Raw genomic sequence first — 24,211 nt, forward strand, 5'->3', positions numbered from 1 at the left:
GCATCCTCCCTGAGTGCAATGCCGGACCCGCATACGCGACAGTTTGAGGCCAATCTGCCGCTGCGAAGCGTCTGCTGCGACGGATGTCGTGCGTGCGGGCCCGCCGCGGACACCACGCGAGACTGACCACGGACACGGACACGGACACGGAGCCGGGGAGGGGCCAGCTGGTGCTGGATACTCCCCGGCTGCCACGTCAGGAAAACAAGTTCCGCTCCGCACTCTCCATCGCGGTAACCGATTCACCCAAGACAGGGCGGCTTTTCGCTTATGCCATTGGGCAGATGTAACGCAGAAGATATTCGCTGTCGCCACTAGCCACGGAGGTCCCGCTGAACATGGATGCTCACATCGTCGAAATCCCCTTCCCACGCTCCTCCGTGATGTCGCGCTCCGCCATGACTGTGCTTAAAGCGCATTACCCGGACAAAGTCGTCTTGGCACATGCAACGAACAACGTCTGTGAAGCAGAACAGGCACAGGCAATGTTCACCGCGGGCGCGGATCTTGTCTGCCTCCCGGGGGCGGCTGCGGATTCGTGCATAGCCGAGGCCATCAAGGCCGCCAAAAAACACCGCAAAGGCATCGTTGCCGATCTAAGCCAGCTTGCAGAGAAAACCGCGAGAGCCAAAGAAGTCCTCGCGATGGGGTTTGTCGGCGTCAAATTCGTTCCTGACTTCGTGTGCATTCCCCCTGCGCAACAACCCTTGTGATGGCGGCCCGCCCTGTACGAAATCCTCGTGAAATCCCGAATCCACGCTGTTTTGATTCCCTGATGCTGCGCGAGCACATCGAATTAGCACTCGATTATGGGGACACGTTCCGTTTCGGGCCCCATCTGAACAGCTCCTGCCCTGCGTCACTTCTTCGAACGCTAAGGACGATATGTCTAGTCCACTAAATAAAGAGTCCCTTCGTCCAACGCTGGACGATGTCCCCTTCAACAAGTTTCACCTGAAGATCACGGCCATGACCTTCGGCGCCAACTTCTCGGACGGATTCGCACTGGGAATCATCGGTGCGGTCTTGCCTGCCCTCACGCTGCAAATGGGGCTCGACGGGTTCTCCGAGGGAATGCTCGCCAGCTCAGCGCTGATTGGCCTCTTCTTCGGCAGCCTTATCCTGGGCCCCGTCAGTGACCTCATCGGCCGACAGCGTGTATACGTGATCAATTTCGCACTGATCGCTGTGGTCTCCGCGCTTCAGTTCTGGGCACCGAACATCGAGACTCTCATTGTCCTGCGCCTCATCATCGGATTCGGACTTGGTGCCGACTACGCAGTAGGGCCCACACTGCTTTCCGAATTCGCTCCGAGAAAACAGCGGGGGTTCATGCTGGCGTCGTTGACCGTTCTGTGGACCGTTGGCTATGTAGTGGCCAACGTCATGGGGGCCTACATCGATTTCGGACCCGACACGTGGCGCTGGCTCCTTGCCAGCGGCGCCCTCCCCGCACTCCTCGTACTTATCGTCCGCATCGGAACTCCGGAGTCACCGGGGTGGCTGATCAGTCGCGGGCGGGTGGACGAGGCACGGGCCATCGTGCGCAGGTATCTCAACGCAGACCTAAATTCAACCGAATACGACGTCGAATCCCATCCGTTGCGTTATCGTGAACTTTTCGGCCCAGGAATGCGCAAGAGAACCGCCTTCGGGATCATATTCTTCGGCGCTCTGGTGCTCCCGTATTTCGCGATATACACCTTCGTTCCGACGATACTGAATAGCCTGAAAATCGAAGACTACGATCTTCAGAATCTGATAATCAACTTGTTCCTTCTAGCCGGCGGTATAGTCGGTCTCTGGTACATTCAGAAAATGTCACGCCGGACATTCACCATCTGGACGTTCATCATTCTAATTACATCCCTGGTCGCTTTAGGCGTCCTGGGCGACACGTCGCCCCTCGTAGTGATGATTCCGTTCGTTATCTACACGTTCGTGATGTCGGCGGGCTCAAACATTACACAAGTGTATCCGCCAGAGTTGTACCCCACCCGGCTGCGCGCTTCCGGAGTCGGTTTGCTCAATGCGGCGAGCCGGATCGCGGCCGCAATCGGCACCTTTGTCCTGCCTTTGACACTCGACGCGTGGGGCATTCCCGGATCGATGTTCTGGCTGGCCGGAGTGCTCCTGGTGGGTCTGATCGTAACCGTCCTGTGGGCGCCCGAAACAAAAACAGAACACCTCGTTTAGATCACGAAGTTCGAATCATTGAAGAACGAGAAATTACCATCAGCAGCTTTGAATCTCGGATCTCATAAACACGCTACAGATCAAAAAGAAACCAAAAACATAACCTCAGGCAACGAATGCTGGTCATGAGGCAACTGCTAAACAAAGGAAATATCTTGAACCTTGCAGATGCGCGACAGGTAATCGCCGCGGCGGAAAAACGGGCCGAACAAATTGGTCAGCCCATGAACATCGCTGTCGTTGATGCCGGCGGAAACCTGGTTACACATGTGCGGATGGACAATGCGTGGCTTGGAAGCGTCGACATCGCGATCAACAAAGCCTTCACCGCCCGGGCCTTCGACATCCAGACCAAAGACCTGGGCGATAACGCTCAGCCCCAGGAACAGTTCTTCGGCATCCACGCGAGCAATCAGGGTCGGATCATCATCTTCGCCGGTGGCATACCCGTGCGCCGCGCCGGTCGCATCGTCGGCGCCATCGGCGTAAGCGGAGGATCCGGCGACCAGGATCAGCACGTGGCTGAAGCCGGGGTTTCCGGGCTCGAAGGCTGACCTTCACGTTCGACCACGGTCAGGGGGTACCCCCAGGGTACCCCCTGACTGCATCCAGTGGGCCCCCTCCCAGCCACTACAGGGTCGTTGGCGCTGACTATTTCCGAACCGACTCCCGTTCCCGCCAAGGTAACGACGGAAGGACCAGCTTTGATTGAAATCGATGGCAAAACTTTAGACCTAAATCACATCGCAGCCGTAGCACGCGGCGGTGTTCAGATCGCAATCGCACCGTCAGCGCGGGTACGGATGCAGGAATCACAGCGGGCAGCAGCAGCAACCGCATCCGCACGTCCTTTCTACGGACGCTCAACCGGAGTCGGCGCCAACCGTTCGATCCCACTGGACCAGACTGCCGAAAGCACCAAAAATCACGGGCTCAATCTCCTGCGAAGTCACGCGGTGGATGCCGGGAGAACTCTTGAACCAGAGGTTGTTCGGGCAATGCTGGTGGTCAGGCTATCCCAGCTTGCTGCCGGATATTCAGGCATCGATCCTGGCGTCGCGGACGCTCTGGTGGCAATGATCAATGCAGATTCTCTGCCCGAAGTGCGGGAATTCGGTGGCATAGGAACCGGGGATTTACCGGCACTGGCCGGGACAGCGTTGACGCTCATGGGCGAACGGAAAACCGCGAACTGTTCCGAGATCCCATCCTTAATAGAGAGCTGGGCAGTCGAAAACGCGCTGCCCTTCCTCAGCTCCAACGCACTCACGATCGGGCAGGCGACTCTGGCGTATCTTAAGTTGGCGACGGTATTCGAGAATCTGCGGTCCGTCAGCGCCCTGTCTTTTGTGGCCCTGTCCGGAAACCCCGAGGCATTCAGTGAGGAAGTCGGTCGAGCTGCGGATTCTGTCGAAATAACGGAGGCGGCCCGCTCGTTGAGAGCACTCGTTGAAGGCCATGGACGTCCTGCCCGGATTCAAGATCCATATTGCCTGCGCACCTTGCCACTGGTGATTGGCTCCGTTTCCGAGGACCTCAATGCATTAAAGGCAACTCTTGAGCATCTGGTGGTCGCCGGACAGGAAAATCCGTTGGTCTATGGATCCGTTGCGGACGGGACAAACGACGTCGCTCATCACGGTCTCTTCGAGATGACCATCCTGACCAAGAGAGTCGACGCTGTCCAGCTCGCCCTTGGCGCAGCGTGCGCCACGGTCATTCGACGAATCAGCCTGTTATGCGACCCGGAATACACGAACCTCAACAGGTTCCTGGCCGGTGACGACAAAGGACAATCAGGCGTCATGATGCTGGAATTTGTCGCGGCAGCGGCAGCGGCCACGATCCGCGCGGGTGCCCCCGCGAGCCAACAAACTATCGCAGTGTCCCTTGGTGCCGAAGATGATGCGAGTTTCGCTCCCGTGGCCACATCCCGACTTGAATCAACTATCCGTGCCATGACAACACTCGTGGCCATCGAATTCATTTGCTCCTCCCGTGCTCTTCGACTGCAGGACAGATCACCAGAGGAATTTACTAACCCCACGTTCCGAAAGATGCTGGAAGCGGGCTTCTCCCTTCCAGCAGCCTTCCAGGACAGAGATCTCCGACCCGACATCGACGCAGCAAGCCGCCTGGTTCTCAGTCCGGTCAAACATCTGGTGCCTGCGCATTCAGCAGCTACCACCGCCGTATCAGTCAGCGCCCACCAAAACCGGCCGTCGGTGGCCCGTTTTCTCTCCTGAGATCACCGGCTTGAGTGCCGGAAATTGCGGATAGATACACTAAACCATTCCCCGCGGCTCGTTGTGCGCGGGGAAGGGTCCTCACCGGAGCCAATCGAACCGTTTGTGCCTTCCAACGTTTACTTATCTGCTGTCCGCCCAGATTGGCTCTTGCGCAAGGTATCAAGACCCGGAATTCGGTCAGAAAATATTCGTTTGTCCATTGAACATCGAAGGACCCATATGTCTCGCTCCGTCCCGGAGCCGGTCATCACACTCACAGTCAACAGCCGTGCAGACATCGAGAAGCAGCTTGACGCGGCCGCCGCGGCCGCCGGGCGGTTGGCCACACGCGACCGCCGTCAGGGAATTCTCGTGACCCGCCACGAGATAAATAGCGGTAGTCCGGCTCGGCATCCCGGTACCGGTGTTCTCCTCCTAGCTGGCCTAATATGACGGCCTGCGCCGCAAGCGACTCCCGGCCGCCGTGATCCAGGGCCAGCGTGACATCTTCGGCGCCCACACCTACGGCCGCATCGATACCGAAGGCACGTTCCACACCCTCTGGGGCGAGGACAAGTCCGAGATCGAGGCTGTGGACGCCCTTTAGCAGAAGAACTGGGCCCTTTACAGTCCCGGCTGGAGAAATCTCCGAGGCAGTATCCAGGCGCCTGAAGAGACCCAATTAACTTACTTGTCGAAATTACGGGAGCGGACGTGCCTCATCGGGAGGCACTCCCGATGCGTCCCACGGTATACGGCCGCCTCCGGTCGGCATTGAAGAAGAGGACACACATGCCAGTCACGACTGCCGCTGTCGGCGGCTTCGCGGTTCGGGACCAGAGACTAGACTCGAAAGTGCCTGCAGCAGAAAACACTCTTCGGATTCTCAAACTTCTGGCCTCCAGAAGGGGCCCGATGCCCGCAGCGAGCATCGCCCGGGCCCTGGGAGTTCCTCGGTCGAGCGTCTACGATCTGCTCGGCGTGATGGAAGCTAACGGCTTCGTGCTCCACCTGCCCGAGGAACAGCGGTATGGCCTGGGGATCCGCGCCTTCGAAGTCAGTTCCGCCTATTCACTCCAGGAACCCCTGTCCCGGCTGGGCCGGCCGATGCTCGCCTCGCTCGTGGACGTGATCGGCGAAAGCGCCCACCTGGCCGTGCTGCATGGCCGTGACGTGCTTTACATCGTCGAGGAGCGGGCCAAGAACCGCCCGTCCCTCGTGACCGACGTCGGTGTCCGGCTGCCCAGCCACCTCACCGCCAGCGGGAGCGCCATACTTGCCGCCGTACCCAAGTCCCAGGTCCGAGCGCTCTACCCCAACCCCGCCGCCTTCACCGCACGGCACGAGGTGGAGGGAGCAATCATGAAGTATTCCGTACTGTCCTCGCACCTGGACCAGGTCCGGCAGCGCGGCTACGCCACCGAACACGGCGAGGTGACGCCCGGCTTCGGATCGATCGCCGCCGCAGTCACAGACCACGTGGGATGGCCGACGGCCGCCGTCGCCGTGACCTTCCTCGAGGACAAGCTGCCCCCGGAGCAGTGGCCCGTCCTGGCCGCCCGGGTGCAGAAGATCGCGGACGAACTCTCTATCCGGATCCACGGCCGCCCCGGTTCAGGCTAGCCGTCCGGCCCAACAGCGGACCCCTGTGCCCGCGATCCGAATTTCGAAATGAACCCCTGACACACGAAGGATCCCCCCGTCAAACACGCCGATTCCACCACCATACCCGCCAGGTCCAAGCAACCCTCAACACCCGGCACAGCCACGGGACGCCCGAGGGAAACCGGGCCGCGCCTGCCCATGAACAACCTTGCCCCGGAGGTCGCCCACCGCCGGGAACGCCTCCTCGGCGATGTGCCGGAACGGGCGTCATCCGCCACATCGCGGCCGGCAATGACCGCACGCTCGAAGTCGCCGGGGAACACGACATCCGCGCCTCCAGGACGAAAATTTCGCAGGCGGTCGCTATATGAGGCAGCTTTCGGGAAAAGACGCGCCGGCCGTCGTGGGGACGACAGCGGCGGACACCGAAACAGCAAATCGAGCTTCCATCCGTGGCGGTTCCACCTCCGTTGGAATGCCGTCGGCAGCGACCGCTGCGTTCGAGTGCCCAGCCGACTGCTACTACCGCACCGGTGCAGAAACCGACTAATCCTTCACATCTCCGGCAATCATCACGCCCCAGCGACGACATGGCCGAAATCTCCATCCAGAAAGCGCAGCAATGAAAGAAGAAACCAATTCCGCACCCGGCTCCTCAAGAATTGACGTCGCGATTAGTGGCATCCACCTGCTCGACCAGGCTCTCAACAGCGCCGAAACCTCTCTGATGCCGCACGCACGTCGGCAGAGGACCGGAATTCTGATCTCCCGGCAGGGCCCCGGCCAGTACATCGTCGAAACAAGCGCAGCCGTTCCATACGGGCTGACTTACCAAAGAGCGCTGTAACGCCCGGCGCATCGGGTCCGGCCGGGCGGTCGTCGCAGCGGTTCTGGCCGCCTTCGCCCTCGCACTCACCCGGCAGCGCCTTCCTCGCGGCACGCAGTGGTCGCCGCCGGGATCGTCGTCGGCTTCCCGCTACTTACGTGCAGTTCTCCGCGGGCGCACCGGCACCCTTCTGGGTCATCACAGCCGTGGGTGCACTGGCAGCCATAGTTTTCGCCTCAGCCCAATCCGGTAGCTTCGGACAGCTGCACTGGGCGGATCTGCTCCTCGGCGCTGTTGTGTCCGCGGCCGTCGGTTACGCGGAAGGCGGCCTGCTGACACGCAAGCTGGGCGCGTGGCAGCCTCGGGGTTTGAGGACCAATGCTCGGGAAAGTCACGCTAAGCCGATCTCCAGTGGTAAGGGACTGCTTCAGAAACAGGAGCCGTGGCAGTTTTGCAGGTTCCGGCCCTGCCGTCACTGAATTTCGACTGTCCTGTCCGGGCACTACACCTAATGTGTGCCGATCCTGTCCCTGGCGCGGGTGCGCAGGATGCCGGCCGCCTTGACCCTCAGGCGTGTGGATGGCACTGCCACGTAGTTGAGCTGGACTTCGGAGATCTGCACGATGCGCACCTCGGCGGCGTCGGCGCCTGCCGCGATGGCCTGGACAATCGCGGCCTCGGTGGCTTGCTCGATGGCTTCACGGCGTTGTGCCGTGGGCGTTACCAGTTCGGCCTGGCCGCTCACGAGTGCGATCGCGGCCCCGGCAGCATTCGCGACCGATGCGTGGTCCGGTCGAAGCACCGTCTTGTTGCCGATCCTGGCGGGGACCAGTTCGGCCGCGCCGCCCACGGCGATGATCGGTGCAGCCGCCGTTCGTCCCACCGAGTAGCCGGCGAGTGATTCATCGAAGCGGCCGAGCGCATCGGAAAACCGGTCGCGGTGGACATCGCCAAACCGGCACGGTACCGGTGTGGTCCAGCGGCCCTCGGCCACAACGGCATCGGTGAGGGCTGGCACCTCGCCGCCGAAGCTGAGGGCCAGGTCGCGGATGCGGCATCCGACCGAGTCGGGGCAGTGCCCGTGTGGGTGGAGGATGGTGCCGCCGCCGAAGGGCAGTGCGGTGACGTCCGGCATCGGGAAGTTGGTCTGTACGTCGCCAATGACCGATCCTGCCGCCGACTCCCATGCGAAGCCGTCCACCAGCACGCCCAGATCTGTGGTGGGTTCCGCCGACGTCGATGACGATTGCGTCGTCCAGCCCGGTCAGCAGGGCAGCGCCGCGGATGGAGTTCGACGGTCCCGAGCCGACGGTGAGTACGGGGAAGCGTTTTGCGTACTCGCCGGTCATCAGGGAGCCGTCGTTTTGTGCGAGGAAGGTATCCACCATGAGTCCGCGCTCCCTGACGGCGGTTTTCAGTGCTTCAACAACGCCATTGGCGGTGGTGTGGAGTGCGGCATTGAGGACGGTCGCGTTTTCGCGTTCGATCAGGCCGAGTGTGCCGACCTCGTGGCTCAGTGATACCGGCACCGGTCCCAGGTGGTTGCGGATGAGGTCGGCGACTTCTCGTTCCTGGTCCGGCGAGGATGGGCTGAACACCCCGGCCACGGCAAAGGTTGCCGCTGTTCCGGCAATGCGGTCCAGGAACCGCCGGAGACCGTCGAGGTCCAGGGGGGCGATGGGGTGGCCGTCGGGGAGGTGTGCGCCGTCGAGTTCGACGACCCCGGCTATGCTTGCCTTCCGGAGTGCGGACGGCCAGCCGGAGAGTGGGGGGACGGCGGATGCAGCTGACCGCCCCAGCCTGATGACGCCGACCCGGTCCAGGCCCCGGCGCTCAACGACGGCGTTGGTGGCGTGGGTGGTGCCGAGCATGAGTGCGCTCACGCGGCCGGTCTGATCGCCCAGAGCGTCCACTACGGCGTCCAATGCGTACCGGATCCCGACGGAGACGTCGGTTGTTGTCGGTCGTTTGAAGGCGAAGAGGATGGTGTTTCGCTCGTCGATGACGGCCGCATCGGTGTTGGTTCCGCCCACGTCAAAGCCGATGCGCAGCGGGCTGTCGTTGGTGGGGTCAAGCATTGAGTGCCTCCAGGGGGACGTAGGGGTGGTCGAATCCGAATGCGGCCGGGCCGGCGATCGCGAGTCCGCGCTCGGTGCGCCAGATCGGATCACAGGGCCATGCGAGCACGGTCACTCGCTGGCCGAAGCGGATCGATTCGGTGGCGATGGGGTGCCCGGTGGCGGAGTCGAAGACTGTGATCAGATCCGGAACGCCGGCGAGGGTGCGGCCGTTTTCTTCCGCGAGCAGGTTTTCGTTCTGCAGTCGAACCGTGACGGTGCGGCCCCGGTCCTCGGCCGGCCCGCACTCGGTTTGCCTCCGCGGCGCACGGCCGCGGCGGCCACCGAGGCGCCGTTGGCACGGATGCTCCCCGGTCACCGGCCGGAGATGCCAAAGAAGGCAGAAGCCAAAGACACCGAAACAGCGAATATGACGGTGAGTATCCCCGCGGCGCTGCGGAACAGGGCGCGGGCCGCGTACCGGGCGACCAGCTACGCCGAAGGGGATAACACCTGGAGCCACTTCGTTGCAAAGGCGATCGAAGCAGAGACGACCCGCCGAGAAGCCGAGCACAACGAGGGCGAGATGTACCCTTCCTGGGGGGAGAAACTTCCAGGTGGCCGGCGGCTCAAGGACAGCTGAAGAGCATGCCCGATCTGGCCCGGGCAACGCCGCAGGCCGGCCGTGGGGCGCCCTGCGCGGGTGAACTTTGCGTGCAGGGCCACGGAGAGGACTCCATTCGATAGCAAAACCCGGGCGGTAAAGCGTTCTTCGTAGAAGCCCGCCCATCCCCCCTTGGCGGGCTTCTTCACCGGTCAGGCGACGGCCGGCTCCGTGCCGGGGCTCTCCGTGGGGGTCAGGGCCTGGGGGCGGGTGATTTCAAGTTCGGCCATGTCCAGCAGCCGGCGGCCGCCGGTGAGCATGTCCATGATCCAGAAAAGCCCGTGGTCGGGGACCGTCTCGGTCACCTTCCCATGGTGCACCAGGGAGCCGTTGTAGAAGGCCTTGATGTCATCTCCGGGCGCGAGCTCACGGCAGGAACTGACGATTGTCGTTTTGTTGAGTGTCATGATCGGGTCCTTTCCGAAGAATCCCTTGGTCATAGGGTGAACGCCCCAGGTTGCCTCCACGTTTTCAGCGCATGATTTTCTACACGGCGATGACCCCGCGCTGAGCGTCACGCTGGTTTAGCAGTTACACGGTCAGCATGTCCTCCATATAGGTCACTAAGGTCCGCACCGTGCAGCCGGTTCCCTGTTCCGGCGTGTACCCGTATGGGCTGCCGTTGTTGAAGGATGGACCGGCGATATCCAAGTGTGCCCACGGTATCTGTGCGCCTTCGGCGTCGTTGCCCACGAACTCGCGTAGGAACACGGCCGCCGTCATCATGTCGCCGTTGGGTTCGCCGATGTTGGCGAGGTCGGCCACCTGGGAGTCAATGCCGGAGCGTAGTTCTTCGGGCAGCGGCATCGGCCAGACGAGCTCGCCCGCACGGTCGGCCGAGGACTTTAGGGCAGCGGTGACACTGTCCGAGCCCATGACACCGGCCGTGCGGGTGCCCAGGGCGATGAGCTGGGCTCCCGTGAGGGTGGCGACGTCGATGATCGTGTCCGGTTTCTGACGGCTGGCCGCGACCAGGCCATCGGCGAGGACCAGGCGCCCCTCGGCATCGGTGTCGAGCACCTCGACGGTCTTGCCGCCGTAGACGGTCAGTACATCTGCGGGCCGCAGGGCGGCGCCGGAGGGCATGTTCTCCGCGATGCACAACCAGGCGGTGGCCTTGATGGGCAGGCCAAGGGCCGCAACGGCCAGCACGGTGTTAAGGACGACGGCAGCGCCAGCCATATCGCTTTTCATTTCACCCATGCCGAGCGCCGGCTTGATGGAGATTCCGCCCGTGTCAAACGTGATGCCTTTGCCCACGAGGGCGATAGACTTGGTGGCCTTCGTCGGGGAGTATTCCACCTTGACCAGACGAGGTTGGCGGGAAGAGCCCCTGCCGACGCCAAGAATGCCGCCGAAGCCTTCTTTTTCAAGACGTGTCTCGTCCCACACGGTGATGGTGACCGGAAGGCCCTCGGCGAGTTCTTTGGCCGCTTCGGCGAAGGACTCCGGGTAGAGGTGGTTCGGCGGCTGGTTGACCAGCGTTCGGGTAGCGTTGACGGCCCTGCCGATCAGAGCCGCGCGGTCCAGAACAGCTTGCGCGTCCCTCGCCTGAACGTCGGTGCATATAAGGGCCCTGGCGACCGGATCCTTCAGGCCTTCGGTGCTGGAGCGGTGTCCCGTATAGGAGTAGGCGCCCATGGCGGCGCCTTCGGCCACTGCTCCGACGTCGGCAAGGGAAGCCGTCGGAAGGGCCAGGGTCACGGAGGGGAGCCCGGCGAGTTGCCGGATAGCCGAACCGGCCGTTCGGCGCAGCGTCTCTTCACTGAGAGCGCCGCCGGAAAGCCTGCCGGCGCCCGCAAGGACCAGAACCGCTGCCCCGGTTTCCGGCAGGCCCGGCAGGCGATGAGCCTGATCGTTGGCTCCCGTGACACCGAGGTGCCGCAGCGAGAGGGCCAAGGTCCCCGCAGCTTCAGCGCTCAGCGGATTGGCCAGCAAGATGGGTCCTTCCGGACCTTGGGCGACGCCAATGACGAGCGCGTCACTGGGGGAATTTTCCAGATCCTTGGCGATGACTCCGAGGGTGATGCCGGTAGTCCTAAACATGCGGATCAGTCTCCGGTACGGTGCAGTAAATGCATTCGGCGCCACGTTCGGCCTCGCACTGGCCCCGCTCCTGTGTCAGGCCGTAGGGCACCTCCGCACTCACGGCCACGGCAAAAGTTGCTGGCCCGTGGCGGGTGACGAGGACGCCGTGCTTGCCGGCACGTATCGCCTGGTTGCGGGCGGCCTCTTCGGCGGCGTTCAGGCCTTGCTCGATGGTGACCGGCCGGTCGCCCGTGACAAGAAAGATGCATCCGGTTTCGATGGATGTGATCATCGGGCTGTTCCAGTCCTTGGCTCACGGCAGGTGCCGGTTGCTTCGTGAACGACAGGACCTTGCTGCTCAGTGGCTGTGGCCTTCAATAGTGGTTCGGGGTGATTGTTAGGATGCGGCATAAAGCAGGGTTCCTGTTTTCAATGCGCCGGCGGCTTTGACGCGGATCCGGGTCGACGGTTCGGACGCGTAAGCCAGGGGCACTTCTATGACCTGGACAATTTGCACGGAATCCGGGTCGGCGCCGGCGTCGATTGCACGGACGGTGGCTTTCTCCTGGGCTTCCTCCAGCGCGTCGCGGCGCCTCGACGTCGGTGCGATGGTCTCGTATTGTCCGCTTGCCAGGGCGATGGCTGCCCCGACGGCATTGGCAACTCCGGAGTTTTCCGGGCGGATGGTGTCGTACTTCCCGGAGATGCGGTCCGCGATCAGAGCCGCTCCGCCCCCGACCACAATCAGGGGCTGCTCTTTGCCGGCTGAGAGCGACGCGACGGACTCGGCCACGGCGTCATCGAAGATGCTCAGTGCCGCAGCGAAGTCCACGTCGTTGACATTGCCGGTGCGCCATTTGTTTGGGGGGAGTGCAGGGTCTACCTCCCAGCGGCCGCAGGCAATTGCCGCATCCGACAGAGTGGCAGTGGCGCCGCCGAAGCACAGGGATTCCTCCCGTATCCGGTAGCCGACGGACCGCGGGCCCACAGTTCCTCCTGTCAGAACTGAACCTCCTCCCATGGCGAGGGCGATGACGTCGGGCATTGGGAAGTTGGTTTGCACTCCGCCGATGACGGAACCGGCGACGGATTCCCTCGCGAAGCCATCGACGAGGACACCGAAGTCTGTTGTGGTGCCTCCGACGTCCGCGACGATGGCGTTTGTTGTGCCTGAGAGCAGCGCCGCCCCGCGGATTGAGTTGGAGGGGCCCGAACCTACCGTGAGAATCGGGAATCGTGCGGCGAAGTCCGCGCTCATGAGAGTTCCGTCGTTCTGGGCCAGATAGGCGGTGGCGTCGAGTCCATGCCGGGCGATGGCCGCAGCCAATGCCCCGGTGATTCCTGCGGCGGTTTCGTGAAGGGCAGCATTTAGGACTGTCGCGTTTTCCCGCTCCAAAAGGCTCAGATTTCCTACCTCATGGCTAAGTGAAACCGGCATGAGGTGGCCGAGTTCGGCCCGCACAATTTCAGCCACTTCAAGTTCCTGATCAGGAAACATCGGGCTGAAGAGTCCTGTGATGGCGACCGCATCGATCTGTCCCGCCATCGATTTCAGGAACTCTTTCAGACGGTATTTGTTGAGAGGCTCGAACGGGTGACCGTCGATCAGTGAACCGCCCTCAAGCTGAATGTGACCGCCGACAGCAGCCTCTTGCAGATCGCGGGGCCAGGAAGAGAGCGGCGGCACGGCCGAAGCGGCCTTCCTGCCCAAACGGATCACTCCGACCTTGTTCAGTCCGTGTCTTTCTGTCACGGCGTTGGTGGCGTGCGTCGTTCCGAGCATGAGTTTTGAAACGAAGCGCCTGCGCGGGCCGAGGGCGGTCAGTACCGTTTCCAGGGCCTGGCTGATGCCGGTGGTGACGTCGCGTGTCGTGGCCACCTTGGTTGAACAGATGATCTCGTTGCTGGTGTCCAGTACGACGGCGTCGGTGTTGGTCCCTCCGACGTCCATTCCGATCCGAAGGTCATCCGCTCTATCGAATGGAATCTGCATGTTGCTCCTCAACGGGTGTAAAGCTGTGTTTGTAGCCGAATGCCGCCGGGCCGGCTGTCGCGAGCCCTGCGGCCGTTCGCCATACCGGGTCACTGGGCCATGCCAGGACCGTGATCCGTTGTCCGTACCGTAGCGATTCGGTGGCAATCGGCATCGACGTCGCCGTGTCAAAAATTGTGATGAGATCCGGGACGCTGGCCAGCAGTGCCGGGCCTTCGATCGCCAGCAGGTATTCATTCTGGACTTGGACTTCGATGCGCCGTCCGTGGTCGTTCCCCAGGCCTTCCACCGTTATGGTTCCCCGGATGAACCCGTCGCGCGTGGTCCGGTCCACATCGACGATTTTTCCGGAAATGAGCGCGACGGCACTGAGCTCTGCGATGAGCTCGGTGATTGGATCCTGGCTGTTCTGGACAATCCTTCCCAGGCTGAGAGCCTGGCTGACGGTGCCTTGGACCGTGGCGCGGGCTGCTTCCCCGGGTGTCATGAGGTAGTCCGCCATGACGGCATTGGCTCCCGATGCGATGCACACGGCCCGAGCCCATCGCTCAGACCATTCCGGGCTGACGGTGACAAGGCTGCCCACATTGCCGATCGCGTCTGTGAGGAACAGGGTCCCCGGTGAAATCCCGGCAACATTCATCGAAATCATTTGAAGTTCAGGAAACGCCCGTCCTATGCCATCGGCGTCAAGGAGCGGCAATCCCAGGCGGGATGCCCAGCCGACCGGAGATACTCCATTGGCTCCGCCGATCTCCGCCGCCATGACGGCGACGACTTTACGGCCCGTGGCCTTTTCCACTTCCTGGCGGAGTTGCGCCGGTTCATCGCCGCTTCCGAGTATTTCCATACCCGCGGTGGGGGCTCCAATGATGGACATCGGCATGACGATTCCGTCCGCGGGAAGGTCCGAGGGCCGCACCAGCGCCACGTTTCCGTATCGGCGGATTGAATCCTGCGCCGCAAGGACACTGGAGCCAACGTCACCGCCGCCGCCCGTGCCGAGAACAGCACATCCGATTCCCAGTGCTTCGATGTCATCGGGGCCGATCCATGTCCTTGTCATGCGCTGAGCCCTTGTTCGGAACGTGCCGCGGCACGGCTTTCAGAATTCCTGGTGATGGGCCACAGAACGATGTAGCAAACGGCCGACACGATCGGGCCAAGGAAGGCCGAAAGGTCCGCCCCCCGAGCAGCCCGGACACCGGGCCCTGGTAGGTCGAGGTGTGGACGCACAGGAGATTGACCACAGAGCCCAGGCCAAAGGAGACAACCCCGTTGACACTCCATCCGCCCCAGTACCAGTGCCGGCCTTGGGGGTTCTCCTTGTGAAGTTCCGCGCCGTCGTACCGGTTTTTCCTGAGCAGGATGTCAGCAACGTAAATGGCCATGGACGGGGCAAGAACAACCACAGTGAGTTCAAGGGTCTGGGACAGTGATCCCAGAAAATCGTTATTGAAGATCGCATACGCGGCCAGTGCGCAGCTGATCAGTCCGTCCAGGAATACGGTCCGCGCCCTGGACATTCTGATACCCAGGGATTGCAGGCAGAGTCCAGAAGAATAGGCTGTCAGAATGTTGCTCGTCATCGAGCTGAACATGATGACCAGAAGCAGGATGGGGTAGAACCACGCCGGAAGGATCGCCTCCAGCGAGGACTGGGCATCCTGCATATCGATGCTCGTCCCGGCGATGACGCCAAGGACGCCGATGAGGAACGAGGGAAGGAATCCGCCCAGTCCTGTCCAGACCAGAACCTTCTTTGCGCTCACTGTCCGCGGCAGGTAGCGCGCGTAGTCGGCCCCTGTCGCCCAGGACAAAGGAATCGCGGCGGTAATGGATATCCCCAGCAGCACCGCAACAAGCAACTCGTTGCCCTGCAGCGCAGTTTCCGGCTGATAGTCGAAGTTCGCATGGCCGATGACAAAGGAACCCAAAACAGCCATAGCCACGGCCAGGACGATCGAAAAAATCGGGCTGAGCCGGGCAATAGTTGCATGCCCGTAAATGCTGACCGTAAAGGTCACAACGGCGGTAACAAGCAAAATCGCGATCTTGACAGGGACGGAGACTTCAACGCCCAACCGTTCAGCCAGCGCGAATCCAGCCAGCGAACCGATGGCAAGGTTGATGAACTCATAGCAGATCGCCACGAGCCAGCCAACACCGGCGCTCAACGGCCGGTTGCCGCGGATCCCGAACATCGCCCGGGTCACCACCACGCTCGGCGTGCCGGACACCGGACCGCTGATCGCCAGCAATCCGACGCCAACCCAGTACAGATTGCCGACGAAGAGAACAATCACGGACTGCCACAAAGACAAACCCAGCAGGATGACCGCTCCGCCGAGGGTGAAGTACAGGTAGGCGATATTCGCCGCAAACCATACCCAAAACAACTCCCGGGGGCGCCCGTGACGCTCCGCTTCAGGGATCTGGTCGATCCCTCGGGACTCAACTTTGCCAACAACGTCGACGGCATGGTTGCCGCCATGTTCCGCCGGCATGGCTATCACCGCTTGATCCTCGAACATCGAGTCCTCCCGTCCCTTGTTGGCCGGTTGGCCAATATTTGTTTTAAATGTATTCCACCTCACAGTGCGAGGTCAAGACATAATTGGCCGGAAGGCCAATTATGAATCAGAAGTGGCTAGACTATGGTCATGAGCGCATCTCCAAAACGACGGAAAGCACCTGCCGAGCGGCGTCAGGAAATCCTGGAGGCCGCGGCCGGCATTGCTCTGACGAGTGGCCTGGAAGCAGTGACAAAGAGGGAGGTGGCCGACAGGCTGGGCTGCGCTCCCGGACTCGTCCACCACTATTTCGCCACGGTCGACGACCTTGCGGCCGAGGGCTTCACCTGGGCGATGATGACCGAGCAGGACTCAACCTTTCAAAATGTCGCCGCCAGCCCAACCGCCATGGAGGGAATGCGCCGGCTCCTTGGCCAGTGGTTCGATGAAAATGCGACCGATCATGGGATGTTGTGGCTGGACGCCTGGAGCCAGGCTCGCCGGAAAGACGGCATCCGTCAGGCGGTGGACAATGTCATGAGGGACGGCCACATCAGGGTCGTTGAACTGATCGTCCGCGGAGAACGTGAAGGAACCTTCAACGTCGTCGACCCTGACGAAGTAGCTTGGACCATCCTGACGCTTCTGGACGGCGTCATTGTTCATTCGTCCCTCCAGGTAAACCGCGGGCTAATCGACGTGGTCGGGACACTCACAGCGCTGGCCGAGGCACAATTGGGCTTGGCGCCTGGAAGCCTCTCGCCGGCACGACACACCACGGAAGCCGACGTGTCCGAGCCTTCCCCTCCGGGGGATTCGCAAGGTACCACCAGCACAGCACATTCTGCTCCTGCCGATTCGCGCTTCGTTCCCAGCTGAACAACGCCGGCAACTCGCAGAACGCAACGACGAGCTCGACCCCGCACGTGTCATTTTTCAGAAGTCGTCTGCGCCGTTTCATGCGGCAGACCTGCCCCGGCGTAAAGAAGTTCTGACAAGCCGACCTCAACAGTCCTCTGCCTGACCTTTGCCCAGCGTGAGGAGATCGCGGTGATGCGCGCCCAGGGATACTCGCTGCGCCGGATCGGGGCGGTGATCGGCCGATCTGCCTCGACGGTGTCCAGGGAGCTTCGGCGCAATTCGGTGGCCGGGTTGCCCTACCGGGCGACATCGGCTCACGCGCTGGCGTATGAGCGGGCTTCGCGGCCGAAACCGGCGAAACTGCACACGAACACGGTGTTGCGTGCGAAGGTGGAAGAGGACCTGAAAAAGAAGTACTCGCCTGAGCAGATCGCAGGACGCCTGCGGGTTGAGTTTCCCGATGAGCCGGAGATGCGGGTGTCACCTGAGACCATTTACCAGTCTCTCTACGTTCAGTCCCGCGGAGTGCTGAACCGCGATCTGGCCGCGTGTTTGCGCACCGGACGGGCGCTCAGGCAGCCCTGCAGGAAAGCCGGCCAGCGGAAGAACCGGATCCCGGGGATGATCAATATCTCCGAACGTCCCCCCGAGGTTCAGGACCGTGCGGTGCCAGGGCACGGGGAGGGCGACCTCATCATCGGCAAAGGCAACCAGTCCGCGATCGGGACCCTCGTGGAGAGAACCACCAACTACACGATGCTCGTTCACCTGCCGGACGGGTACAAAGCAGAACAAATGCGTGACGCCCTGGCAGCCAAGATCAAGACGCTCCCCGAGGCGCTGAGGCATTCCCTCACCTGGGACCAAGGCATCGAAATGCAGGACTGGAAAACCGTGAAGATCGACGCCGGCATCGACATCTACTTCTGCGATCCGCACTCACCCTGGCAGCGGGGCATCAACGAAAACACGAATGGCCTGCTGCGTCAGTACTTCCCGAACGGCACGGACCTGCGCATCCACAGCGCCGAAGACCTCGACTGGGTCGCACAGGAACTCAACGACCGGCCACGCAAAAGACTAGAGTTCAGAAAACCGATCGAATTGATCGAAGGACTCCTGTTGCAATGACCGCCTGAATCCGCCGTACGATTTTTTCCGTTTTCTGAAGCGGCCCCCTTATGCCGATAGTGGCCAGGCCGGATAGCGCGACTGCCTGCCCGCATGGTGTGCGGACAGGCAGTCTGTCCTGGCTGGTGTATCGGTTCCTCTCAGCCCCTTCTATCGGGACCGGGATCGCCGGGGTCGTTCTGCGGGTCAGGGGCGGAAGAGCTCCTCGAAGGTGCCCGATGTGGTGGGCGAGCAGGTGTTGGCCAGGCAGCCCAGGTGCCACAGGTGCTCGATGGTGGAGAGCAGGGTGTAGTGGTCCGACACCTTGTTCGTTGTCTTGTGCGGGCCGTCAGCGGAGTTGATCACGATCATCGGTGCGTGCCCGCCGCCGAGGACGGCCCCGTTCTGCCCGACCGGGCTGCCGGGGCCGCCAGAGGATCCGGAGTAGTCGTTCTCGTCCCAGGCGAGGACGATGCTGGACTTGGTCGTCTTCCACGTGGGGGAGTCCATGATCTGGTGGACGGTCTGCTTGACGTAGGTGTCGCCGAGCTGGATCGCGCCGTGGTCGGGGCCGGAGTCGGGGTAGCCGCACTGTGGCAGGTTGATGAGGGCGGCCCCGGAGGGGGAGATTCCGTGCATGTCGTGGCACTGGTTAGGGCTGATCCAGACGAAGTTCGGCACGTTGCCGCTGGCCAGGTCGGTCTTCAGGTTGTTCTCCAGGGGCACAATGTTTTGCAGGCGCGGGCTGCCCGGGTAGTTGATGTCCGAGAAGTACATGAAGGGGTTGTGCTTCTGCGCGTACAGCTTCACTGTCGTCGAACCGATCGTAGGCGCGTATTCGACCTGGGAGCCGGCGCTCGGGAGGTTCTCCATGTACGCCTTCCAGCTCAGCCCCTTGTTCTCGAGCTGATCGACAATGGTTTGTCCGGAGAACATATGCGCAGTCGCGGAGGCACTGGCGACCTGCTTCGAAGTGAGGAGTCCGGTGGCCCCGGTGTCACTGGAGCCGGGAACAAACTCTTCGGGGGCGCACGCGACATTAGCGCCGGCTTTGCAGTCGTCCCAGATGCCCTGGGAGCTTCCCGAGATGGTTGCGAGGTAGTTCGGGAGGCTGGGGTGGGTGACGCCGTGGTAGTTCGCCGCGGTGTTGTAGCGCTGGGCGAGTGAATTGATGTAGGGCGCATCGGTGGTGTTGCCGATGACCTGGTCGTAGCCGTGGTTCTCCATCATGATGACGAAAACATGGTCAGGGCCGTTTGTCCCCTGCCCGGCCGCCTGGGCGACCGGGCCCGACGTCGTTTGCGCGTCCGCGGGTGCAGCCGCACCAAGGGCCGCGAATCCAGTGAACGCGACGGCGGCAGCAAGTGCCGCTGCTGCCACCGCTCGGTTTTTCAGCATATTGGGCATCGAATATGTCCTTTCGGGTTGCGCCCCGGACGGAACGACAGTTTCGTTGGTTGTACAGCAAGGTGAAGCTCAGGTGACGGACGGCGGAGCGAACGACAGCCTGCGGTCCCCGGCCCGGGCCGGCCTCTTATCGGCCCAGCTGTGGGTCGCTCGTGAGCGCGCGGCTGTTCTCGAGCCGGCCGGCCAGGACGCGGACGAGCTTCGGGTCGCCGGCGGAGGTGATCGTCAGGTCGTACCAGCCGCCCTGGGTCGGGATGACGACCGTCCGGGCCTGACCCGGGTTGAGCGAGAGCGTCTGGGAGCCTGCTCCGTACGCGTCCTTGAGCGTGAGGGCCATGCCCGCGGGTCCGGTGTTCTCGATCCGGAACTGTGCGTGCGGCGACTTTCCGTCAGCGGTCACTCTCACGCGGAGGTCTGCGGCCGCCGTCGTGCCGGCGAGGCGCCGGTACCAGCCGGCCGGGCCGTGCATGTGCACGTCGTACTCGGCGCCGAGCGCCCAGGTCGCGTCGAGCGAAGCCCTGGCTCCGATGGTGTATGAGTACGGAGCCTGCGGCAGGAGGTTGGAGCGGACCTGCACGTGCACACCGAGGGTGCCGCGGTTGGACCAGTGCGCGGCGAGCGTGCCGCCCGCAATGGTGGCCTCAACGCCGAGGGCGTAGCCCAGCGGACGGGACGGGCGCGTGCCTTTCTCCTGGGAGGGCATGCTGTTCACAGCCGGCGGCGTCGGAACGTAGTTCGGGTGGCGGTTGTGGTCCACCGGCTTGTACGCCGAGGTGTCGGGCAGGGCAGGGGCCGCACCGCCGGCGGCGGAGAAGTCGAAAGCGCTGGTGAGGTCGCCGCTGACCGCGCGGCGCCACGGCGTGATGTTCGGCGAGGCCACGCCGAAGCGGGCTTCGAGGAACCGGATGATCGATGTGTGGTCGAACGTCTCAGAACACACCCACCCGCCCATGCTCCACGGGGAGACGACAATCATCGGCACGCGCACACCCAGGCCGAAGTGTCCCGGGACGTCCTTGCTGCCGTAGAAGGTCGGTGTGCCGTCGTACCACTCGCCTGCGGTCGAGACCGTGGAAGCACCCGGGATCTGCGGGGTATTCGGGTGCGGCGGGACGATGTGGTCGAAGAATCCGTCGTTCTCGTCGTACATGAAGAACACGGCCGTCTTGCTCCAGACCTCCGGGTTGGACGTGAGGATGTCTAGGATGTTGGCCGCATACCAGGCACCGAAGTTCGGCGGCCAGTTGGAGTGCTCCGTGTACGCCTCCGGGGCCACGATGTAGGACACCTGCGGGAGCTTCCCCGAGGCGACGTCCTCGCGGAAGATGCTGAAGAGGTCATCTCCGGCCTTGGCGTTCGTGCCGGTACGCGCCTTCTCGTACAACGCAGTTCCAGGCTTCGCGTCCTGGTACTGCTTAAAGTACAGGAGCGGGGTGTCGCCGTAGTTGCCGATGTGCGCGTCGTTGGTCCATCCCCAGTAGCCTTTGGCGTCGAGTCCGTCGCCGATGTCCTGGTAGACCTTCCAGCTCACCCCGGCCTGCTCAAGCTCTTCGGGGTAGGTGCTCCACCAGTAGCCTTTCTCGTCGTTCCACAGGTCCGGGCCCCCGCCCTTGCGGTCCGGATCGTCACCGCCGGCGAACATGTAGTAGCGGTTCGGGTCCGTCGGGCCGAGCACCGAGCAGTGGTACTGGTCACATACGGTGAACACGTCCGCGAGGCCGAAATGGAACGGAATGTCCTGGCGCCCGTAAAAAGCCATGGTCGCGTCCGACTTCGCGGGCAGCCACCGGTCGTACTTGCCCGCGTTGAAGGCCTCGTGGGTCATTTTCCACGAGTGGTCGAGGTCTTCCATGAACTGCATGCCCAGGTTCGGCGCGTCCGGGTGGTAGGGGAGGACCTCACGCGTGCCGTTGTTCTGGTAGAAGGCGTCCTTGCCGCTGGGCAGGACCGCGGGGTGCGGGTCCGAGAACCCGCGCACACCCTTCAACGTGCCGAAATAGTGATCGAAGGCGCGGTTCTCCTGCATGAAGACCACCACATGCTCAACATCCTTGATCGAGCCGGTGGCCCGGTTGGCCGGGATCGAGGCGGCGCGTGCGACGCTTTGGCCGAGCATCTCGGCGATCGCGGTGCTCGCAGCACCAGCGCCCGCGAGCTGAAGAAAACGTCGACGATCGAGACCGGGCATGAACTGCTCCTCATACTTGATTACTGGCAAACCCCCGGCGCAGTGTTCCAGCACCAGGTAAAGCACAGGTATCGAAACGGCAAACTCTCGGTGACACGCCCACCCGGGGCGAGGAGCACAGGCCCCAACCAAGGTAGGCGGCTCGTTCCCGTGATGCCGTCTTGGTAGGTCGCTGCGACCTGATTGCCGGATCCCCGCCTACCAAGGACCGCACGACAATCAGAACCTCCTGTGGGAAAACGAGCGGTAAAAGTCGTCAGGACCCCAGCTCTTCGGTTGAGTGAATCCGGCGGATGAGGGTGAGGCCGGCACCTACCAGGACCCGGGCTCCGGCGGCCTGGACAAGCAGGACGATGAAGGCCAGGAATTGCCCTAGGAGCATGACGAACGCCACCCAATCGTGGTGGCGTACGTCAAGTGGAAGGCGAGCATCGAAGAGTCAGTCATATGCTCATGCCTGCAGGCCGGGGGGCCGGATGATGCGGCGCTGGGTGGCGGCGGCGATGGCTGCGGTGCGGTTGTCCACGCCGAGTTTGCCGTAGATGTGGCCCAGGTGGGTTTTCACGGTTGCCTCGGAGATGAAGATTTGTTTGGCGATGGCGCGGTTGGATAGCCCGGTGGCCAGCAATTCGAGCAGTTGGACTTCCCGCGGGGTGAGGGTGGGCGCGGGGTTGTTGATTCGGCCCATGAGCAGGGCTGCGACTCTTGGTGCCAGCGCCGTCTGGCCGGCGGCGGCGGCCAGTACTGCCTGGTGGATCTGTTCGGGAGGGGCGTCCTTGAGCATGTAGCCGCTGGCTCCTGCTTCCACCGCGGCCAGGATATCGGCGTCCGTGTCGTAGGTGGTCAGGATCAGGACCGGCGGAGGTTCCTCGAGCAGTTTGATGCGCGATGTGGCCGTGACTCCGTCCATTCCGGCGCCCATTTGCAGGTCCATGAGCACGACGTCAACCCGGTCACCCAGAATTTGCAGCCGTTTCAGTTCCTTGAGAGCTGCTTCCCCGTCGGCCGCTTCGGCTGCCACTGAGATGCCTTCGAAGGCGGTGAGCATCGCCCTCAGCCCGGCCCTGACGACGGGATGGTCATCGACCAGCAGAATGCGGATATCCTTCATTGCTCTTCCCTCCCGAAAGTCTCGTCCAGGGGCAGGCGGACGGCCACTACCGTCCCCTCCCCGGGGGCCGATTCCAGGTCAAGTGAACCGTTGAGTGCCCTCACCCGTTGCTGCAGCGAGAGGATCCCGTAACCGGTCCCATCCGTCCGGGCCTGTGTCCGCGCCGTTAATCCGGCGGGATCAAAACCGGCACCGTCATCATAGATGTCCATCGTGACTTCACTGCCCAGAAATGCGACGGTCACGACGGCGTTGCCGGCTCGGGCATGGTTTCTGACGTTGGCGAGGCTGGCCTGGGCTGCCCGGAGCAGGGTCACCCGGTATGGCTGCGGCAGCTCCACGGGGTCACCGTCGAGTTCGAACCGGCACCGCAGCCCCAGGCCCCGGGCCGCGGAGCTGGTTTCGGTGCTTTCGCAGAGCCGGCGCAGACTCTCGATCAGGGAAGCTCCCTGCAACTGCGGGGACGAGAGCCCGCGGACGAAACTGCGGGCCTCTGCCAGGTTCTCCGACGCGGTCTGCTGAACCAGCGCAAAGCGTGCAGCGGCGGTAGCGGTGTCTCCGTCCGCGAGCGACTTTTCCGCCGCGCGGGCCACCAGAACGATGCTCGAGAACCCCTGGGCGAGGGTGTCGTGGATTTCCCGGGCCAGCCGTTCGCGCTCGGCCAGGACGCCGGCGTCGTGTTGGGATGCGGCCAGCTGCGCGCGGGTCCGGCGGAGTTCATCGGCTGCACGGCGCTGGTTCTCGGCTTCCCGGTAGAGCGCCCGGTAGGCAAGTCCGGTCACGATGGAAAACGCCGCACCGAAGAGCGGGCCAATGACGACCGCTGGCTGGGGGGCGGGGAGCCCGCTGGCGGTCCATTGGGCGGCAATGACCGCCGCCGTCATCAACGCGATCGTCAGCAGCGCAATCCGACGCGGCAGCAGGTGCAGGTGGAGGAAGAAGAGGGGAAACGCCAACCACGCGAAGTCCCCACTCCCGGCCAGGAGGAGGAACCACAAAGCGGTGACGATTCCCAGCCACAGGACCCCGTAGGGTCGCGGATCGAAACCCGCTCCGGCCGCGGCGAAGCGCTTTTCCAGGATCGTCCCGGTGAGATACACACCGGCCAGAACCAGCGACGTCCCGGCCAGGACGTATCGCAGAAGGTCCCCGCCACCAGATATGAGCAGCCTCAGGAGGGCCACCCCGAGCAGGGCGGCGAAGCCGACGTGCAGGGTCACCCTCAGTACGCGCAGGATCGCAACGGAGGGCGCTGTATCGAGGTCGTCGGGCAGGCCGTTGCCCGGTCCTAAGGGACCGTCGCTGTCCGGCGCGGGGAGCTGGTCTGTGGCGGGCATTGGATCAGCTTATGCGTCCCCGGTCCGGCGCGGGTCAACCAAAAGGTTGACCCTGGGATCAACCATTCGTCCGCCCCATATCAACCA

Annotated in this window: 23 protein-coding genes and 2 pseudogenes; 11 read left to right on the forward strand and 14 right to left on the reverse strand. The window is 62.9% G+C overall.

Annotated features, from left to right (window positions below; translation table 11 throughout):
• Positions 1-338 precede the first annotated feature (338 nt).
• The 8 genes and pseudogenes from FCN77_RS12865 to FCN77_RS26905 form a co-directional block, all read left to right on the forward strand.
• A complete protein-coding gene (locus FCN77_RS12865; RefSeq protein ID WP_137322571.1) occupies positions 339-713 on the forward strand; it encodes a hypothetical protein in 375 nt (124 codons plus the stop codon).
• 256 nt (positions 714-969) lie between these two features.
• On the forward strand, positions 970-2,196 hold the full coding sequence (locus tag FCN77_RS12870) for an MFS transporter (protein WP_217496141.1): 1,227 nt from the start codon (positions 970-972) through the stop codon (positions 2,194-2,196).
• Between the two features lie 125 nt (positions 2,197-2,321).
• Positions 2,322-2,750: a heme-binding protein gene (locus FCN77_RS12875; protein WP_137322573.1), complete on the forward strand. Its 429-nt coding sequence runs from the start codon at positions 2,322-2,324 to the stop codon at positions 2,748-2,750.
• A gap of 150 nt (positions 2,751-2,900) precedes the next feature.
• Positions 2,901-4,442, forward strand: coding sequence for an aromatic amino acid ammonia-lyase (locus FCN77_RS12880; protein WP_137322574.1), 1,542 nt, complete (start codon positions 2,901-2,903; stop codon positions 4,440-4,442).
• A 382-nt stretch (positions 4,443-4,824) separates the two neighbouring features.
• A pseudogene (locus tag FCN77_RS12885) lies at positions 4,825-5,031 on the forward strand (NADP-dependent phosphogluconate dehydrogenase); the annotation flags it as partial.
• Positions 5,032-5,216: 185 nt separating this feature from the next.
• Positions 5,217-6,047 carry an IclR family transcriptional regulator gene (locus tag FCN77_RS12890; protein ID WP_137322575.1) on the forward strand — a complete coding sequence of 277 codons (831 nt, stop codon included), beginning with the start codon at positions 5,217-5,219 and terminating at the stop codon, positions 6,045-6,047.
• Positions 6,048-6,651: 604 nt separating this feature from the next.
• The gene (locus tag FCN77_RS12895; RefSeq protein ID WP_137322576.1) at positions 6,652-6,876 is read left to right on the forward strand and encodes a hypothetical protein; all 225 of its coding nucleotides are present in this window, start codon (positions 6,652-6,654) and stop codon (positions 6,874-6,876) included.
• A gap of 10 nt (positions 6,877-6,886) precedes the next feature.
• A pseudogene (locus tag FCN77_RS26905) lies at positions 6,887-7,214 on the forward strand (EamA family transporter); the annotation flags it as partial.
• Positions 7,215-7,363: 149 nt separating this feature from the next.
• On the opposite strand, the gene FCN77_RS26360 reads toward FCN77_RS26905, so the two are convergent.
• From FCN77_RS26360 to FCN77_RS12910, 3 genes are read right to left on the reverse strand one after another with little or no spacing between them, the layout of a single operon-like run.
• Entirely contained in the window at positions 7,364-7,738 is a 375-nt protein-coding gene (locus FCN77_RS26360) for a hypothetical protein (protein ID WP_217496142.1), read from the reverse strand.
• A 19-nt stretch (positions 7,739-7,757) separates the two neighbouring features.
• Entirely contained in the window at positions 7,758-8,933 is a 1,176-nt protein-coding gene (locus tag FCN77_RS12905) for a hydantoinase/oxoprolinase N-terminal domain-containing protein (protein ID WP_217496143.1), read from the reverse strand.
• On the reverse strand, positions 8,926-9,291 hold the full coding sequence (locus tag FCN77_RS12910) for a DUF917 family protein (RefSeq protein WP_175417086.1): 366 nt from the start codon (positions 9,289-9,291) through the stop codon (positions 8,926-8,928). Before FCN77_RS12910 ends, FCN77_RS12905 begins: the two co-directional genes overlap by 8 nt.
• Positions 9,292-9,300: 9 nt before the next feature.
• Here FCN77_RS12910 and FCN77_RS25970 point away from each other — a divergent pair, with 9 nt between their 5' ends.
• The gene (locus tag FCN77_RS25970) at positions 9,301-9,555 is read left to right on the forward strand and encodes a hypothetical protein (protein ID WP_217496144.1); all 255 of its coding nucleotides are present in this window, start codon (positions 9,301-9,303) and stop codon (positions 9,553-9,555) included.
• 173 nt (positions 9,556-9,728) lie between these two features.
• On the opposite strand, the gene FCN77_RS12915 is transcribed toward FCN77_RS25970, so the two are convergent.
• From FCN77_RS12915 to FCN77_RS12940, 6 genes are all read right to left on the reverse strand, one after another.
• A complete protein-coding gene (locus tag FCN77_RS12915; protein ID WP_137322578.1) occupies positions 9,729-9,983 on the reverse strand; it encodes a hypothetical protein in 255 nt (84 codons plus the stop codon).
• Positions 9,984-10,107: 124 nt separating this feature from the next.
• Positions 10,108-11,622, reverse strand: a complete 1,515-nt coding sequence (locus FCN77_RS12920) for a leucyl aminopeptidase (RefSeq protein ID WP_137322579.1) — start codon at positions 11,620-11,622, stop codon at positions 10,108-10,110.
• Positions 11,615-11,896 (reverse strand): hypothetical protein, encoded by a 282-nt coding sequence (locus tag FCN77_RS12925; RefSeq protein WP_175417249.1) that lies wholly within the window; start codon positions 11,894-11,896, stop codon positions 11,615-11,617. The genes FCN77_RS12920 and FCN77_RS12925 overlap by 8 nt, the downstream gene beginning before the upstream one ends.
• A gap of 105 nt (positions 11,897-12,001) precedes the next feature.
• On the reverse strand, positions 12,002-13,597 hold the full coding sequence (locus FCN77_RS12930) for a hydantoinase/oxoprolinase N-terminal domain-containing protein (protein ID WP_137322580.1): 1,596 nt from the start codon (positions 13,595-13,597) through the stop codon (positions 12,002-12,004).
• The gene (locus FCN77_RS12935) at positions 13,578-14,663 is read right to left on the reverse strand and encodes a DUF917 domain-containing protein (RefSeq protein WP_137322581.1); all 1,086 of its coding nucleotides are present in this window, start codon (positions 14,661-14,663) and stop codon (positions 13,578-13,580) included. Before FCN77_RS12935 ends, FCN77_RS12930 begins: the two co-directional genes overlap by 20 nt.
• Positions 14,635-16,131 (reverse strand): cytosine permease, encoded by a 1,497-nt coding sequence (locus tag FCN77_RS12940; RefSeq protein ID WP_137322582.1) that lies wholly within the window; start codon positions 16,129-16,131, stop codon positions 14,635-14,637. The genes FCN77_RS12935 and FCN77_RS12940 overlap by 29 nt, the downstream gene beginning before the upstream one ends.
• A gap of 129 nt (positions 16,132-16,260) precedes the next feature.
• On the opposite strand from FCN77_RS12940, the gene FCN77_RS12945 reads away from it, so the two are divergent.
• Together FCN77_RS12945 and FCN77_RS12950 are read left to right on the forward strand one after the other, a co-directional pair.
• The gene (locus FCN77_RS12945; RefSeq protein ID WP_175417250.1) at positions 16,261-16,989 is read left to right on the forward strand and encodes a TetR/AcrR family transcriptional regulator; all 729 of its coding nucleotides are present in this window, start codon (positions 16,261-16,263) and stop codon (positions 16,987-16,989) included.
• 141 nt (positions 16,990-17,130) lie between these two features.
• A complete protein-coding gene (locus FCN77_RS12950) occupies positions 17,131-18,102 on the forward strand; it encodes an IS30 family transposase (protein ID WP_137322584.1) in 972 nt (323 codons plus the stop codon).
• Positions 18,103-18,288: 186 nt separating this feature from the next.
• Here FCN77_RS12950 and FCN77_RS12955 read toward each other — a convergent pair whose 3' ends face one another.
• From FCN77_RS12955 to FCN77_RS12970, 5 genes are all read right to left on the reverse strand, one after another.
• A complete protein-coding gene (locus FCN77_RS12955) occupies positions 18,289-19,488 on the reverse strand; it encodes an alkaline phosphatase family protein (protein WP_137322585.1) in 1,200 nt (399 codons plus the stop codon).
• 127 nt (positions 19,489-19,615) lie between these two features.
• Entirely contained in the window at positions 19,616-21,676 is a 2,061-nt protein-coding gene (locus tag FCN77_RS12960; RefSeq protein ID WP_137322586.1) for a phosphocholine-specific phospholipase C, read from the reverse strand.
• A 256-nt stretch (positions 21,677-21,932) separates the two neighbouring features.
• Positions 21,933-22,058, reverse strand: coding sequence for a hypothetical protein (locus FCN77_RS27395; RefSeq protein WP_302645117.1), 126 nt, complete (start codon positions 22,056-22,058; stop codon positions 21,933-21,935).
• Between the two features lie 69 nt (positions 22,059-22,127).
• A complete protein-coding gene (locus tag FCN77_RS12965) occupies positions 22,128-22,787 on the reverse strand; it encodes a response regulator transcription factor (RefSeq protein ID WP_137322587.1) in 660 nt (219 codons plus the stop codon).
• Positions 22,784-24,124 carry a sensor histidine kinase gene (locus tag FCN77_RS12970; protein WP_137322588.1) on the reverse strand — a complete coding sequence of 447 codons (1,341 nt, stop codon included), beginning with the start codon at positions 24,122-24,124 and terminating at the stop codon, positions 22,784-22,786. The genes FCN77_RS12965 and FCN77_RS12970 overlap by 4 nt, the downstream gene beginning before the upstream one ends.
• Positions 24,125-24,211: the final 87 nt, after the last annotated feature.

It is taken from the genome of Arthrobacter sp. 24S4-2 (assembly GCF_005280255.1).
GTDB lineage: Bacteria > Actinomycetota > Actinomycetes > Actinomycetales > Micrococcaceae > Arthrobacter.